15 protein-coding genes and 1 pseudogene are annotated in these 15461 nt (G+C 72.1%); 14 read left to right on the forward strand and 2 right to left on the reverse strand.

The window, feature by feature from the left end; all coding sequences use genetic code 11:
* The 5 genes and pseudogenes from HDR73_RS13845 to HDR73_RS13865 all read left to right on the forward strand — a co-directional run.
* A pseudogene (locus HDR73_RS13845) lies at window positions 1-225 on the forward strand (hypothetical protein); the annotation flags it as partial.
* A 63-nt stretch (window positions 226-288) separates the two neighbouring features.
* Window positions 289-1644: a M16 family metallopeptidase gene (locus tag HDR73_RS13850; protein WP_041464463.1), complete on the forward strand. Its 1356-nt coding sequence runs from the start codon at window positions 289-291 to the stop codon at window positions 1642-1644.
* An 8-nt stretch (window positions 1645-1652) separates the two neighbouring features.
* The gene (locus HDR73_RS13855; RefSeq protein WP_012298587.1) at window positions 1653-2255 is read left to right on the forward strand and encodes a histidine phosphatase family protein; all 603 of its coding nucleotides are present in this window, start codon (window positions 1653-1655) and stop codon (window positions 2253-2255) included.
* Window positions 2256-2313: 58 nt separating this feature from the next.
* Window positions 2314-3147: a 4-hydroxy-tetrahydrodipicolinate reductase gene (dapB, locus tag HDR73_RS13860; RefSeq protein ID WP_012298588.1), complete on the forward strand. Its 834-nt coding sequence runs from the start codon at window positions 2314-2316 to the stop codon at window positions 3145-3147.
* On the forward strand, window positions 3147-3596 hold the full coding sequence (locus HDR73_RS13865; RefSeq protein WP_012298589.1) for a hypothetical protein: 450 nt from the start codon (window positions 3147-3149) through the stop codon (window positions 3594-3596). The genes dapB and HDR73_RS13865 overlap by 1 nt, the downstream gene beginning before the upstream one ends.
* Window positions 3597-3645: 49 nt before the next feature.
* Here the strand turns inward: HDR73_RS13865 and HDR73_RS13870 are convergent, their stop codons facing one another.
* Window positions 3646-4566, reverse strand: coding sequence for a TIGR01777 family oxidoreductase (locus tag HDR73_RS13870; RefSeq protein WP_012298590.1), 921 nt, complete (start codon window positions 4564-4566; stop codon window positions 3646-3648).
* 96 nt (window positions 4567-4662) lie between these two features.
* On the opposite strand from HDR73_RS13870, the gene thyX reads away from it, so the two are divergent.
* Genes thyX through HDR73_RS13885 form a run of 3 tightly spaced genes read left to right on the forward strand, consistent with a single transcriptional unit; the run spans window position 4663 to window position 8214 of the window.
* The gene (thyX, locus tag HDR73_RS13875; protein ID WP_012298591.1) at window positions 4663-5454 is read left to right on the forward strand and encodes an FAD-dependent thymidylate synthase; all 792 of its coding nucleotides are present in this window, start codon (window positions 4663-4665) and stop codon (window positions 5452-5454) included.
* Between the two features lie 34 nt (window positions 5455-5488).
* Window positions 5489-6472 carry a 4-hydroxy-tetrahydrodipicolinate synthase gene (gene dapA / locus HDR73_RS13880; RefSeq protein ID WP_012298592.1) on the forward strand — a complete coding sequence of 328 codons (984 nt, stop codon included), beginning with the start codon at window positions 5489-5491 and terminating at the stop codon, window positions 6470-6472.
* Window positions 6473-6531: 59 nt separating this feature from the next.
* The gene (locus HDR73_RS13885; RefSeq protein WP_012298593.1) at window positions 6532-8214 is read left to right on the forward strand and encodes a ribonuclease J; all 1683 of its coding nucleotides are present in this window, start codon (window positions 6532-6534) and stop codon (window positions 8212-8214) included.
* Window positions 8215-8362: 148 nt separating this feature from the next.
* Here the strand turns inward: HDR73_RS13885 and HDR73_RS13890 are convergent, their stop codons facing one another.
* A complete protein-coding gene (locus HDR73_RS13890; RefSeq protein WP_246865596.1) occupies window positions 8363-8812 on the reverse strand; it encodes a hypothetical protein in 450 nt (149 codons plus the stop codon).
* Window positions 8813-8914: 102 nt separating this feature from the next.
* On the opposite strand from HDR73_RS13890, the gene HDR73_RS13895 reads away from it, so the two are divergent.
* The 6 genes from HDR73_RS13895 (at window position 8915) to HDR73_RS13920 (ending at window position 15453) form a co-directional block, all read left to right on the forward strand.
* The gene (locus HDR73_RS13895) at window positions 8915-9454 is read left to right on the forward strand and encodes a permuted SH3 domain-containing protein (protein ID WP_223842739.1); all 540 of its coding nucleotides are present in this window, start codon (window positions 8915-8917) and stop codon (window positions 9452-9454) included.
* Window positions 9451-10158 (forward strand): ABC transporter ATP-binding protein, encoded by a 708-nt coding sequence (locus HDR73_RS13900; protein ID WP_012298594.1) that lies wholly within the window; start codon window positions 9451-9453, stop codon window positions 10156-10158. Before HDR73_RS13895 ends, HDR73_RS13900 begins: the two co-directional genes overlap by 4 nt.
* Window positions 10155-11387 carry an ABC transporter permease gene (locus HDR73_RS13905; RefSeq protein ID WP_012298595.1) on the forward strand — a complete coding sequence of 411 codons (1233 nt, stop codon included), beginning with the start codon at window positions 10155-10157 and terminating at the stop codon, window positions 11385-11387. Before HDR73_RS13900 ends, HDR73_RS13905 begins: the two co-directional genes overlap by 4 nt.
* Window positions 11388-11464: 77 nt before the next feature.
* On the forward strand, window positions 11465-14302 hold the full coding sequence (locus HDR73_RS13910) for an FtsK/SpoIIIE family DNA translocase (protein WP_094169892.1): 2838 nt from the start codon (window positions 11465-11467) through the stop codon (window positions 14300-14302).
* A 3-nt stretch (window positions 14303-14305) separates the two neighbouring features.
* Window positions 14306-14935, forward strand: a complete 630-nt coding sequence (gene pgsA, locus HDR73_RS13915) for a CDP-diacylglycerol--glycerol-3-phosphate 3-phosphatidyltransferase (RefSeq protein WP_012298597.1) — start codon at window positions 14306-14308, stop codon at window positions 14933-14935.
* Window positions 14932-15453 carry a CinA family protein gene (locus tag HDR73_RS13920; RefSeq protein ID WP_012298598.1) on the forward strand — a complete coding sequence of 174 codons (522 nt, stop codon included), beginning with the start codon at window positions 14932-14934 and terminating at the stop codon, window positions 15451-15453. Before pgsA ends, HDR73_RS13920 begins: the two co-directional genes overlap by 4 nt.
* Window positions 15454-15461: the final 8 nt, after the last annotated feature.

The raw sequence follows: 15461 nt of genomic DNA on the forward strand, positions 1-15461 counted from the left end.
ACGGCGACGGACACGAGTCACGTGTATCCGAGCGTCGGTGTCCGGCAGGTGACGTTGACGATCGCGTACTCGCCCAGCTACCGCTTCGACGGCGGTGGGTGGCAGCAGATCCCGGGCACCCTCCCGGTCCAGGTCGGTCCGGTCACCATCCGTGTCCTCCAGGGGTCGACGGTGCTGGTCGGGGGCGCGTGCGGGACCCGCGACGCCGGACCCGGATGTCCGTGAGCGGCCCCTCGCCGTACGGCAGCGCCCGGGCTCGCGCCGGGCCCGTGGCGTAGGGTGACGCTGATGTCCCGCGCCGTAGAACTCCCTCTCGACCTCCCTGAGCTCACCGTGCAGTCGACGGGCGGCGCCCGTGTCCGGCGCTCCGTGCTCCCGTCCGGCGTGCGCATCCTCAGCGAGGACGTGCCCGGCAGCCGCAGCGCCACGATCGGCATGTGGGTCGCGGTCGGCTCGCGCGACGAGCAGCCGGGCGACCTGGGATCCACGCACTTCCTCGAGCACCTCCTCTTCAAGGGCACTCCGTCGCGCACGGCGCTCGACATCGCCGTGTCCTTCGACGCGGTCGGCGGCGAGCACAACGCCGTCACCGCCAAGGAGTACACCTGCTACTACGCCAAGGTGCAGGATCGCGATCTCAGCATGGCCGTCGACGTGCTGGCCGACATGGTCACCTCCAGCCTCATCGACGCCGAGGAGTTCGAGACCGAGCGCGGGGTCATCCTCGAGGAGCTCGCCATGGCGGACGATGACCCGGGCGACATCGTCAGCGAGCGCTTCTTCGAGGCCGTGCTGGGGGATCACCCTCTCGGCCGCCCCATCGGCGGCAGCCCCGCGGACATCGAGGCCGCCGAGCGTGACGCCGTCGTCGCGCACTACCGCCGCAACTACCGCCCGCAGGACCTCGTCATCACCGCGGCGGGCGCCGTCGATCACGACGCCCTCGTCGCGCGCGTCACCGCCGGGCTCGAGCGCGCCGGCTGGGACCTCTCGATCGCGGCGGTCCCGGTCGCGCGTCGCACGGGTGCCGCGCCGATGATCACGCGCCGCAGCGACCTCGTCGTCGTCGACCGCCCCATCGAGCAGACCAACATCCTGCTCGGCGTGCCGGGCCTCGCCGCATCCGACGACCGTCGGCCCGCCCTCGCGATGCTCAACTCGGTGCTCGGCGGCGGCATGTCCTCGCGCCTGTTCCAGGAGGTGCGCGAGAAGCGCGGCCTCGCGTACTCCGTCTACTCGTTCAGCGCCTCCTACTCGGACGCGGGCGTCTTCGGCCTCTACGCCGGATGCACGGCCGCGAAGACCGCCCAGGTGTCGCGCCTCATGGTCGACGAGTTCCAGAAGCTCGCCGAGCAGCACGTCACCGAGGAGGAGCTGTCGCGCGCGTTCGGCCAGCTCTCCGGCCAGTCCGCCCTCGCTCTCGAGGATTCGGACACGCGCATGTCGCGGCTCGGCCGGTCGGAGATCACCACCGGCGAGTACGTCGACCTGGACGAGACGCTCGTGCGCCTGTCCCGCGTCACCGCCGAGGACGTCCGCGCCCTCGCATCCGACCTGATCTCACGACCGCTGTCGATCGCCGCCGTGGGGACCGTCGGAGCCGACGCGTTCGCCCCGCTGCTCGACACCCCCGCGCTCCTGTAGGAGGAACCGTGTCCCACTACATCTACCTCGTGCGCCACGGCGAGCAGCAGGACGCCGAGCACGGCCTGCCCGACGGTCCGCTGTCGGGTCGCGGCAAGCGCCAGGCCCACTGCATCGCCGACCGGCTGAGCGGCGTCCCGTTCACCTCCGTGCGGCACTCGCCGCTCGCGCGGGCGGAGGAGACGGCCGCGATCATGGCGGAGCACATGCCGGCCATCGAGCCGGAGCCGTCGTCGCTGCTGTTCGACTGCATCCCCTCGGGACCGGTGCCGGACATGCCGCACGCGTTCATGTCGTTCTTCGGCGGCGTCACCGAGGAGGAGATCGACGCGGGGAGCGCCCAGATGGCGGACGCGGTGAGCGAGTTCCTCGCACCCGCCCGCGAGGACCGGCACGACCTCCTCATCACCCACAACTTCGTCATCGCGTGGTTCGTGCGGCACGTGTTCGACGCGCCGGAATGGCGGTGGATGGGCATCAACCAGGCCAACTGCGGCCTCACCATCATCCGCGTTCGCTCCGCGAAGCCGCCTGTCCTCGTGGTGCACAACGACCTCGGCCACCTGCCGGTCGAGCTGCGCACCGGCCTCCCGGAGCAGCAGCCCTACTAGCGGCTCCGGCGCGCCTGCCGCCCAGTGTCCTGGCCACGCGCGCCGGTACGTTGGGCGGATGACAACCACGGTCGCCGTCGTCGGCGCAACGGGACGCATGGGCCAGCTCATCTCGCAGATCGTCGAGGCGAGCGACGAGTTCGAGCTCGTCGCCAGCCTCGACTCCAAGGGTGAGCTGTCGGACATGCTCGGCGCCGACATCGCGGTCGACGTGACGCTGCCGGCGGTCAGCCAGGGCGTCGTCGAGTACGCGGTCGCGCACGGCATGAACGTGCTCGTGGGCACGAGCGGCTGGACGGGCGAGCGGATCACCGAGCTCGAGCGGCGCATCACCGGCAACCTCGCCGTGGGCGTCGTCATCATCCCGAACTTCTCCGTCGGCAGCGTGCTCGCGACCTCGTTCGCGCAGATGGCGGCCCGCTTCTACGACTCCATCGAGATCGTCGAGGCGCACGGCGCGTCCAAGATCGACTCGCCGTCGGGCACGGCCGTCCGCACCGCCGAGCTGATGTCCCAGGCGCGCGGCTCGCGGGGGCCCGTGCAGGCGCCGCACACGGACCAGCGGGCGCGCGGCCAGCAGGTGGCGAGCATCCCGGTGCACAGCCTCCGCATGCAGGGGGTCGTCGCCAAGCAGGACGTCGTCTTCGGCGGCAACGGCGAGGTGCTCACCATCAGCCACGACACGCTCGCGCCGAGCGCCTACGAGGCCGGGATCCTGCTCGCCCTCCGGGCCACCCGCACCGCGCGCGGCGTCGTCGTCGGGCTCGACCGCCTCATCGACATGGACGGCTCGCGCGAGCGCGCGACGCAGACGGCGCCCACCGGCGCCGCGTCGGGACCCGTGGACGACGGCGGGCCGAGCGGCCAGGCCGCCACCGTCACGAGCGCCTGATGGGGACGCGCATCGGCGTCGCCGTCATGGCGGTGCTCATGGTGCTGTACCTCACGCTGGCCGGCCAGATCGCCGTGCTGCTGCTGATCTCGGGCGAGCCCGTCGGCGTCGTGTTCGGGCTCGCGCTCCTGATCCTCCCGCTCGTCGGCGTGTGGGCGCTCGTGCGCGAGCTGTCCTTCGGCGTGCGGAGCGCGCGCCTGGCGCGGATCCTCGACGGGGAGGGCGGCCTGCCCGTCGCCGACCTGCCCACCCGCGCGAGCGGTCGTCCGATCCGGGACGCCGCCGACGAGGCGTTCCCCGCGTACCAGGCCGAGGTGGAGCAGGATCCCGCCAGCTGGCGCGCGTGGTTCCGTCTCGGCCTCGCGTACGACGCGAGCGGCGACCGTCGCCGGGCGCGCGGCGCGATCCGCCGCGCCATCGCGCTGCATCGCGCCGAGCCTGCCGCCTGACCGACCGGGCTTGCGGCGACGAGCCGCGCCGCAGGTCGCCCGGCCCTGCTCAGCTCTTCGCGAGCAGCCGGTCGATGGCGAGCTCCACCGTGGGGTCGCGGAAGGCGAATCTGTCGGCGAGCAGCTTCTCGGGTCGTGCCGGCTGGCTGGAGAGCAGCAGCTCCTGCCCCGCCTCCTGCAGCGCGAGGCGGATGAGGAACTCGGGCGCCGGCACCAGGTAGGGGCGGTGCATGCGCTTCGCCAGGTACCGCATGAGCCGGTCGGCCATGACGGGCTCGGGGCCGGTGAGGTTCACGGGTCCGGAGACGGACGACGTCAGCAGGTGCACGATGGCGGCGGCCTCGTCGCGGAGGCTGATCCACGGCCAGACCTGGCCGCCGGTGCCGAGCCTGCCGGCGAGCCCGATGTTGGTGAGCAGGCGCAACGGCGCGAGCGCTCCCGCCTGCGCGAGCACGAGCCCGGTGCGCAGGGTGGCGGCGCGGACGTCGGCTGGCGCGTGGAAGGCCTCGGCCTCCCACGCCTCCACGACCTCCGCGAGGAACCCCGCACCGCGCGGCGAGTCCTCCGTGAGGCGCTCGGCAGGGCGGTCGCCGTAGAAGCCCACGGCGGATCCGTTCAGCAGCACCCGGGGCGGGTTCGACGAGGACGCGATCGCGTCGACGATCGTCCGCGTGGCGGAGACGCGCGACGCGCGGATCTCCTCCTGGTACGCCTTCGTCCAGGGCAGCCGGCTGATGGAGGCGCCCGAGAGGTTCACGACGGCGTCCACGTCGTCGAGCACCGCGGGATCCAGGCGCCCATCGGCGGGCTGCCACTCGTGCTCGTCGGGCGAGGACGGTGCGTGGCGCACGAGCGTCTGCACGCGATGGCCGGCGGCGTGCAGCTGGGCCTGCAGCTCGGTGCCGATCGTGCCACCGGCACCCGAGATGAGGACGGTGAGCGGAGCGGGGGATGCGGTGCTGTCGGACATGGTCGAGCCCTTCGTCGGTGCCCACCAGCCTAGGACGCGGCCCCGCGCGGCAGCCGGGAGGAGCCGCGCGCGGGCGCGGTCGGGCCGTCGCGTACAGTGACGGTCGTGCCCCACGATGACATCGCCTTCCGCTCAGACATGACCGTGGAGCTCGTCCGCTCCAGCGCCCACGACTCCGACGTGATCTTCGCCGCGCGCGTCTCCACCGCCGGCGAGAAGACGCTCGAACGCGCGCTCGACGAGCCCGACGGCCTGGACCGCGCCCTCGAGGGCGACGTCGACACCGAGGCCGAGGAGAAGCGGGTCAAGCGCGACCGCGGCCTCATCAACTACCTCATGCGCGACCGCCACGGATCGCCCTTCGAGCACAACTCCATGACCTTCTACGTGCAGGCGCCGATCTTCGTGTTCCGCGAGTTCATGCGGCACCGCATGGCCTCCTACAACGAGGAGTCGGGCCGCTACAAGGAGCTCGACGCCGTGTTCTACGTGCCCGGTCCCGAGCGCAACCTCGTGCAGGTCGGCAAGCCCGGCGCCTACGAGTTCCACGCGGGCACCCCCGAGCAGACCGCGCTCGTGCAGGAGGAGACCCGCCGCACGTCCGCCGAGGCGTACGCCTCCTACCAGCGGATGCTCGAGCAGGGCGTGGCACGCGAGGTCGCCCGCATCGTGCTGCCGCTCAACATCTACTCGTCGATGTACGTCACGCTCAACGCCCGCGCGCTGATGAACTTCCTGTCGCTGCGCACCAAGCACGAGGACTCGACGTTCCCGAGCTTCCCGCAGCGGGAGATCGAGATGTGCGCCGAGAAGATGGAGACCGAGTTCGAGCGGCTCATGCCCCTGACGCACGCCGCCTTCCAGAAGAACGGCCGCGTCGCCCCGTAGCGAAGCCGGGATTGGGCGTCCGTCGCCCGTTACGATGGTGCCCGTGTCCACAGAGAACCCGTTCGGCCAGGTCCTGGTGGCGCTCGTCACCCCGTTCACCGCCGATGGCGAGGTCGACTGGGCGGGCGTCGAGAAGCACATGGACGACGTCATCGTCGCGGGCGCCGACGGCATCGTCGTCACCGGCACCACGGGCGAGACCAGCACCCTCACCGACCCCGAGAAGATCAAGCTCGTCGAGGTCGGCCGGTCCGTGAGCGCGGGCCGCGCGAAGATCATCACGGGCGGCGGATCCAACGAGACCGCCCACGCCATGCAGCTCGCGCGCCAGAGCGAGAAGGCGGGCGCCGACGGCAACATGATCGTCACGCCGTACTACAACAAGCCCACGCAGGCCGGCGTGCTCACGCACTTCCGCATGATCGCCGACGCGACCGACCTCCCCGTCATCCTCTACGACATCCCCGGCCGCACGGGCATCCCGATCCAGTACGAGACGATCCTCCGCGCCGCCAAGCACCCGAACATCCTCGCCGTGAAGGACGCCAAGGGCGACCTCGCGCAGGCCAGTCGCGTGCTCAACCAGACCGGCCTCATGTACTTCGCGGGCGACGACGCGAACGCGCTGCCGACCCTCGCCATCGGCGGCACGGGCCTCATCGGCGTCACCGCCAACATCACCGCGACCCCGTACCGCACCATGGTCGACGCCGTGAACGCGGGCGACCTGGCCGCCGCCACCCACGCGCACCAGCAGCTCGAGCCGCTCGTCCGCGCCGTCATGACGCACGTGCCCGGCACGGTCGCGGCGAAGTACATCCTCCACGGACTCGGCCGCATCGGCAGCCCGCGCGTGCGCCTGCCTCTGGTGGGCCCCGAGGAGTGGGAGGCGGCGCAGATCGAGGACGAGATCGATCCTCTGCGCGACGTCCCCGGCGTCGATTTCCGCAACTTCCGCCCCGACCGCAATGCCGCGGCGGGTGGAGCGCTGCCGCAGGTCGCTGGCACCACGCGCTGACGCGCCCCGAGCATCCCATCGCCGGTCCCCTCGGGCCGCACCGTCACCAGAGGAGCCCCATGCCCCAGGCCGTCTACGATCCGCCGGAGCTCAAGCCCGGCATCCTGCGCATCACGCCGATCGGCGGTCTCGGCGAGATCGGCCGCAACATGACGACGTTCGAGATCGACGGCAAGATCCTCGTCGTCGACTGCGGCGTGCTCTTCCCCGAGGAGCACCAGCCGGGCGTCGACCTGATCCTCCCGGACTTCTCCTCCATCGCGGACCGCCTCGACGACGTCGTCGGCATCGTCCTCACGCACGGCCACGAGGACCACATCGGCGCCGTCCCGTACCTCCTCAAGCTGAAGCAGGACATCCCGCTGATCGGCTCCGGCCTCACGCTCGCCCTCATCGAGGCGAAGCTCAAGGAGCACCGGATCACGCCGTACACGTTCCAGGTGAAGGAGGGCGACCGCGAGCGCCTCGGCCCGTTCGAGCTCGAGTTCGTCGCCGTCAACCACTCCATCCCGGACGCGCTGGCCGTCGCCATCACGACCGAGGCGGGCAGCGTGCTGCACACCGGCGACTTCAAGATGGACCAGCTCCCGCTCGACGACCGGATCACCGACCTCCGCGCCTTCGCGCGCCTCGGCGAGGCCGGCATCGACCTCTTCATGTCGGACTCCACCAACGCGGACGTCCCCGGCTTCACGCCCACCGAGCGGTCCATCGGCCCCGTGCTCGAGGCCGTCATCTCGAAGGCGCCGCGACGCGTCATCGTCGCGAGCTTCTCCAGCCACGTGCACCGCGTGCAGCAGGTGCTCGACGCCGCGCACGCGAACGGCCGGCGCGTCGCGTTCATCGGCCGCTCGATGATCCGCAACATGACCATCGCAGCCGAGCTCGGCTACCTGAAGGTGCCGGAGGGGGTCCTCATCGACTCCAAGAAGGCCGTCAACCTGCCCGACGACCAGATCGTCTACATGAGCACGGGATCGCAGGGCGAGCCGATGGCCGTGCTGAGCCGCATGGCGAACCTCGAGCACCAGATCGAGATCGGGCAGGACGACACCGTCATCCTCGCGTCGAGCCTCATCCCGGGCAACGAGAACGCCGTCTACCGCGTGATCAACGGGCTCACGAAGCTCGGCGCGAACGTGGTGCACAAGGCCAACGCGAAGGTCCACGTCTCGGGCCACGCGGCCGCCGGCGAGCTGCTCTACTGCTACAACATCCTCAAGCCGCGCAACGTCCTGCCGGTGCACGGCGAGTACCGCCACCTGGTCGCGAACCAGCAGCTGGCCATCCAGACCGGCGTGCCGGAGCGCAACACGTTCCTCGCGGAGCACGGCACCGTCCTCGACATGAAGGACGGGCACGTGCGCGTCACGGGCCAGCTCGACGTCGGCTACGTCTACGTCTACGTCGACGGCTCGACGGTGGGAGAGATCACCGACGCCGACCTCAAGGACCGCCGCATCCTCTCGGAAGAGGGGTTCGTCACGATCTTCGTGGTGGTCGAGCCGCAGACGGGCAAGGCCATCATCGGCCCCGAGATCGAGGCCCGCGGGTTCGCCGAGGACTCCAAGGTCTTCGACAGCGTCAAGCCGCTCGTCGTCAAGGCGCTCGCGGAGGCCGCGGCCAACGGCACGCGCGACACGCACGCGTACTCGCAGGTCGTGCGGCGCACGGTCGGGCGCTGGGTCAACTCGTCGCACCGCCGCCGCCCGATGATCATCCCGGTGGTCATCGAGGCGTAGGCCGCACGCCGGGAGGCCGGAGCGGATCCAGGAGGGGGCGGGGGAGACCCCGCCCCCTCCTGACGTACCGGCGGGACGGTCCGCGCGGCCCCCGCTCGGGGGTGGGCATGTCATCCCCGTAGGCGAAGCGCCGCGCACGGCGCCGCCCCTAGCGTCGGAGGTGACCGGACGGGCCGCTGGGGACCGCCGGGGAAGGAGCGGCCGTGGGCATCTGGCGGAGATGGATCCTCCCGATCACGAGGCTCGTCGTGCTGGCCGCCATCGCGGTGGCCCTCGTGCGCATGGCGTTCTTCGGGACGACGACCGAGGAGGTCGCCCAGGCGCCGACGGGCTCGGTCGTGGAGTCGCAGGTGCCGGCGTCGATCGCGACCGTGGTCAACGACGTCACGGTGAAGGGCAGCATCCAGCCGGATCCCGACGTGGCCGTGAAGGCGACGCTGCAGGGGAAGGTCTCGAAGCTCGTCGCCGGCCGGGGCGCGACGCTCGCGGCCGGCGACCCGATCCTCGTCATCCGCCAGGAGACGCCGGTGGATCCGGTGATCGCCGCCGACGGCACTGTCACGCAGCCGAAGCCCAAGGTCGTCACCGAGACCGTCACCGCATCCGCCGCCGGGTCGCTCGCGGAGCTCGGCGTGCTCGTCGGCCAGGAGGTCGCCGTGGGCGACGCGGTCGGCCGGATCGCACCCCCACCTTCCGTGCGATGGCCCCGCTCACCGCGGAGGAGCAGTACCGGCTCGTCATGCAGCCGACGACGGCACGGGTCGCGATCACGTCGGGCCCCGCGCCCTTCGAGTGCGCGGACCTGCGCATCGGGCAGCAGGCGGCGGGCGGCGCCGGAGGTGCCGGCTCGACGGGCGACGCGGGTGGCGCGGGTGGCACCGGATCCACCGGTGGCACCGAGTCGGCCTCCACCGGCGCGACCGTCTCCTGCGCCGTGCCGGCCGGCACGCGCGTCTTCCCGGGGCTCGCGGCCGACATCACGATCCCCGCGGGCGAGGCGCCCGACGTGCTGACGCTCCCGACGACCGCGGTCGAGGGCCTCGCCGACACCGGCAACGTCTGGCTCGCCTCGGACACCGGCGAGCCGGAGGAGCGCGCCGTCGGCCTGGGCATCAGCGACGGCGAGATGGTGCAGATCACCTCGGGCCTCGCGGAGGGCGACATGGTGCTCGAGTTCGTGCCCGGCGCGCCCGTCCCCGAGGACGAGGCGATGATGATGCAGGGCGGGTACGGCGGATGAGCCTGATCCGCCTGGAGCAGGTGACCCGAACGGTCGAGCGGCCGGACGACGAGCCGCTGACGATCCTGCACGGCGTCGACCTCGACGTGTCCGTCGGCGACCACGTCTCGATCGTGGGCCGGTCGGGATCGGGCAAGTCGACGCTGCTGAACATCCTGGGTCTGCTCGACACCCCCACCACCGGCGAGGTCTTCCTCGACGACGTGCCCATGGCCCGCGTCTCCGGATCCCGGCGTGACCGGGCCCGCGGCGGCGACATCGGCTTCATCTTCCAGCAGTTCAACCTGCTGCAGGGACGCACGGCCCGCGAGAACGTGATGACACCGCTGCTCTACTCGACCGGCCGCACGTTCTGGCGGCGCGCGTCGATCGCGGCCGACATGCTCGAGCGGGTCGGCCTCGGCCACCGCATCGACTCCATGCCGGAGACCATGTCCGGCGGCGAGCAGCAGCGCGTCGCCATCGCCCGTGCCCTCGTGCGCTCGCCGCGGCTGATCCTCGCGGACGAGCCGACCGGCGCCCTCGACATCGAGACCGGCGCCACCGTGATGACCCTGCTCGCCGAGGTCGCGCACGCGTCCGGCGCGGCGCTGGTGACCATCACGCACGACCCGACCGTCGCGGCCCGCGCGGATCGGCACCACCGCCTCGAGGCGGGTGTCCTCGCGCCCGCCGAGGCCCTCACCCGCGGGGTGCTCGCATGAGTGGCTGGCTGTCGCGCACGGCGACCGGTCTCGTGGGCGCGGTCGTGGAGGCATGGGCCGAGCTGCGGATCCACCGCACGCGCGTGATGCTGTCGCTCATCGGCGTCGCGGTCGCGGTGGCGGCGATCACCTCGGTCGTCGGCCTCGGCGCGGTGGTGCAGCAGTCGCAGACCGAGCAGATGGAGCGCCAGTCGGGCCGACCCGCCGCGCTGTCGGTGTCCGCGTACTCCGCGACCGGGTCAGGCCTGTCCTACGCCGAGCAGCGCACGCTCCTCGCGGACGTCGCCGACCGGTACGGCATCACCTGGTCGACGATCATCGGCTCCACGACGGTGCCGGTCGACTTCGCGCGCGGCCGGGTGCAGGTCCAGACGGTCGTGGTCGACCGGGACTACGGCCAGATGCGTCGCGTCGACGTGACGGATGGCCGTTGGTTCGTCGAGCGTGACGGCGAGCGCCTCGCGCCCGCGCTCGTGGTCAACCCGGCGTTCCTGGCGGAGCTCGGGTCGCCCGAGATCGCCGCGCACCCCTCCGCCGTGCTGCACGGCGAGCGGTCCGACCTCGTGGGCGTCGTCGTGGGCACCGTGCCCGCGCTGTACGCGGAGGAGCCGCCGACCGTGTACCTGCAGGCGTCCGACGCCGAGCGCCTGATGTCCGACGACGCGCTCGACGCGATGGCGCCGCAGTCCGAGTTCTGGGTGCCCGAGGCGGAGGCCGACGCGCTGACCGCGGCCATCACCTCTCAGGTGGCGGCGACCGCGCCCGAGGGGTGGGAGGTCAGCGTCGGCCGCAGCGACTGGGGGACCTACGACTACGACCCGCTGCTGGCCGTCAAGATCCTCGTCGGGGGAGTGGCGGGCCTCGTGCTCCTCCTCGGCGCGCTCGGCCTCGTGAACATCTCGCTCGTGACCGTGAAGCAGCGGATCCGCGAGATCGGCGTCCGCCGCAGCTTCGGCGCGAGCGCGGGGCGCGTGTTCTTCGCGGTGATGATGGAGAGCGTCGTGGCGACCGTGGCGGCCGGGGTCGTCGGGGTCATGGCCGCGGTGGCGATCGTGAAGAACCCGTGGATCCTCTCGTTCGTCGCCTCGGGTGTCACCGAGTTCCCGCCGTTCCCGCTCTCGGCGGCGCTCCTCGGGCTCGGCGCGTCCCTGGTCGTGGGCGCGATCGCGGGTCTGCTGCCCGCGCTCGTGGCGGTGCGCGTGTCCGTCATCGATGCGATCCGCTACTGATGCCGCGGCCGGGCGGGGAGCGTCGCGCCCGGCCAGGCGTCCCGTCGGCGACGGCGGTGCGGGATAACGTGGGTCGCATGGCTACGAGCACCAGGTCGACCAGCCGCGCCGGGAAGACTTCCTCGGGCGCGCCGCGCGCAACGCCCCCGCGCAAGGGCCGTGCCGCCGAGACGAAGCAGCAGACCGTCGCCTACCCCGTGCAGTCGGAGCGGCGCGGCCCGCTCGTCGCCGCGTGGATGGGCCTCGCCCACGCCACAGGCGCCCTCTTCCGCGCCCTCGGTCCCGAGAAGCTCGCGAAGGAGGAGCGCCGCGACGGCATCCCCTTCCTCCTGGTGGTGCTCGCGATCGCGGGCGTCGTCGTCGAGTGGTTCAACCCGCTCAACGACGTGGCCATGGCCTTCGACGCGTACACGTTCGGGGGGCTCTTCGGCCGGGTGGCCTTCGCGTTGCCCATCGTCATGGTGCTCCTCGCCCTCTGGCTCTTCCGCCACCCGTCGTCCGTGAGCGACAACGGCCGGATCGGCGTGGGCGTCTCGCTCTTCCTGGTCTCCATCGCCGCGCTCTGCCACATCTTCAACGGGGCGCCGGATCCGCGCGACGGCATGCTCGCTCTGGCCCGCGCCGGCGGCGTCCTCGGCTGGGTGCTCGCCGCGCCGCTGTCCCTGCTCATCACGTCGATCGGCGCGGGCGTCGTGGCGGGGATCCTCCTGGTGCTCTCCCTCTTCATCATCACCCGCACGCCGCCGAACCGCGTCGGCATGCGGCTGCGCGAGCTGTACTCGTACCTCTTCGGCGCGCCGCCGGTGGACGAGGAGCAGCGCGCCGCCGACCGCGCGGCCCGCAAGGCGCAGGCGACCGAGCAGGTCGAGCTCGAGGGGCTGGACGACGACGGCCCGGTCGACACCGACAGCCTCCCGTGGTGGCGCCGCAACCGCAGCCAGCGCGAGGACGCGCCCGCGTTCGACAGCCCGGTGCTCGCGCCGCACGCCGGATCCGACGACGAGGTCGTCCGGGGTGCCGCCGCCGAGGCGCCCACGACCGTGATCGACCGCACCGTGGATCCCGACGCCTCCCGCCCGGAGCCCGGCGCCTTCGCGGGAGACGACGCCGCGACCCGCCGCATCGACCTCGACGCACCCGTCGACGCCACGGCCACCGCGATCCTGCCCTCCGTCCCCGTGCACCCCACCGGCATCCGCGACGACGACGAGCCCGCCGTCCTCCCCGGCTTCGAGGACGACGGATCCGACGCCCCGATCGTGTCGGGGGAGTCCGACACCCCGCAGGCGCCCTACCGCCTGCCCGCCGCGAGCACCCTCGCGCCCGGCACGCCCGCGAAGTCGCGCTCGTCCGTCAACGACGAGGTGGTGCGTGCGCTCACCGAGGTGCTCACGAACTTCCAGGTCGACGCGACGGTCACGGGCTTCTCGCGCGGCCCGACGGTCACGCGCTACGAGCTGGAGCTCGCGCCCGGCGTCAAGGTGGAGCGCGTCACGGCGCTCGCGAAGAACATCAGCTACGCGGTCGCCTCCAACGAGGTCCGCATCCTCTCGCCCATCCCGGGCCGCAGCGCCATCGGCGTGGAGATCCCGAACACCGACCGCGAGATCGTCTCGCTCGGCGACGTGCTCCGCTCGTCCGCCGCGACGAACAGCGCGCATCCGATGACCATCGGCGTCGGCAAGGACGTCGAGGGCGGCTACGTCATCGCCAACCTCGCGAAGATGCCCCACCTCCTGGTGGCGGGATCCACGGGCTCCGGCAAGTCGAGCTTCGTCAACTCCATGATCACGTCGCTCCTCATGCGCGCGAAGCCGAGCGATGTGCGCATGGTGCTCATCGACCCGAAGCGCGTGGAGCTCACCATCTACGCGGGCGTGCCGCACCTCATCACCCCCATCATCACCAACCCGAAGAAGGCGGCCGAGGCGCTGCAGTGGGTGGTGAAGGAGATGGACATGAGGTACGACGACCTCGCCAGCTTCGGGTTCCGCCACATCGACGACTTCAACAAGGCCGTCACGAGCGGATCCATCGTGCTGCCGGAGGGCAGCGAGCGGACGCTCCGTCCCTACCCGTACCTCCTCGTGGTGGTCGACGAGCTGGCGGACCTCATGATGGTCGCGCCCCGCGACGTCGAGGACTCCATCGTCCGCATCACGCAGCTCGCACGCGCCGCCGGCATCCACCTCGTGCTCGCCACGCAGCGCCCGTCGGTCGACGTCGTCACCGGCCTCATCAAGGCCAACGTGCCCTCGCGCCTCGCGTTCGCGGTGTCGAGCATGACCGACTCCCGCGTGATCCTCGACCAGCCCGGCGCCGACAAGCTCATCGGCCAGGGCGACGGCCTCTTCCTCCCCATGGGCGCCAACAAGGCCGTCCGCGTGCAGGGCGCGTGGGTGCAGGAGGCGGAGATCGCCAAGGTCGTCGAGCACGTGACGCGCCAGGCGCGACCCGAGTACCGGCAGGACGTCGCGGTCGCCGCGGAGCGCAAGGAGATCGACGCGGACATCGGCGACGACCTCGAAGTGCTGCTCGCGGCCGCCGAGCTCGTCGTCAGCACGCAGTTCGGATCCACGTCGATGCTGCAGCGGAAGCTCCGCGTCGGGTTCGCCAAGGCCGGACGCCTCATGGACCTGCTCGAGGCGCGCGAGATCGTCGGCCCGTCCGAGGGATCGAAGGCGCGCGACGTGCTCGTCTCGGCCGAGCAGCTCCCGGGCGTGCTCGCGACGCTCCGCTGGGAGACGCCCGCGGCCGCACCGGCGCCCGCGGCTGCCCCGGCTCCGGCGCCCGTCCCGGACGCGGACGACGGGAACCGCTACCCGTCGGATCCGCTGCACAAGGACCTGGACGCGTACGAGCAGGTGGAGGCCGAGGGCGACGACGACGCCTGGGGCCTCACGGGGAGGGACTGACCCGTGGCCGATCGGAGCGCATCGAGCGTGCCGGGCACCGGGGCACCGCGCGTGTGGCGCGCGGGCGACTCGCCGGCGAGCCCGTGGAACGTCGCCAACGTCCTCACGATCGTCCGGATCCTGCTGGCCCCCGTCTTCGTCGTCCTGCTCGCGGCCGACGACGGTGCCGACGGCCCGCTCCGCTACGCGGCGGCCACGCTCTTCATCCTCGCGATCGCGACCGACGGGGTCGACGGGCACATCGCCCGCAGCCGCAACCTCGTGACCGACCTCGGCAAGCTGCTCGACCCCATCGCCGACAAGGTGCTCACGGGTGCCGCGCTCGTGATGCTCTCGGTGCTCGGCGAGTTGCCCTGGTGGGTGACCATCGTGATCCTCGTGCGCGAGCTCGGGATCACGGCGTACCGCTTCGCCGTGCTCCGCGATCGCGTCGTCGCGGCGTCGCGCGGCGGCAAGCTGAAGACGGTCGCGCAGGCCGTGGCGATCAGCGTCGCGCTGCTGCCGCTCTGGGATGTCGTCGGGGACGGCATGCACGTCGTGAACACGGTGCTCATGTCGATCGCGTTCGTCCTCACGGTCCTCTCCGGCCTCGACTACATGCGCCAGGCGCTGCGGGCGGAGCGCGCCTCATGAGCTCGCCCGATGACCTGACCGACGAGCAGCTCGCCGAGCGCGTCATCGCCGCCCTCGTGGCGAGCGGCCGTCGCATCGCCGTCGCGGAGTCGCTGACGGGCGGCCTCCTCACCGCCGCCCTCGTCGGCGTCCCGGGGGCCTCGCGCGCGCTCCTCGGCGGCATCGTCTCCTACGACACGGCCCTCAAGCGCACGATCCTCGGGGTCGACTCGTCGATCCTCGCGGTCCACGGCGCGGTCCACCCGGACGTGGCCCGGCAGATGGCCCGCGGCGTGCGCCAGACGTGTGCGATCGACGGACGCCCCGCCGACGTCGGCGTGTCCACGACCGGCGCCGCGGGACCTGATCCCCAGGACGGCCAGCCCCCGGGCACCGCCTTCGTCGGCCTCTCCATCGACGGCGACTCGCGCGCCATCGCGCTCCACCTCGACGGCGACCGCCAGGCGGTCCGCGCGGGCGTCGTCCGCGCGGCCCTCGCGACCCTCGTGGACGCGCTGGGATCTGGCGGGAACAACTGATGCGGCTC

It is taken from the genome of Clavibacter sp., assembly GCF_014802555.1.
Taxonomy (GTDB): domain Bacteria; phylum Actinomycetota; class Actinomycetes; order Actinomycetales; family Microbacteriaceae; genus Clavibacter; species Clavibacter sepedonicus.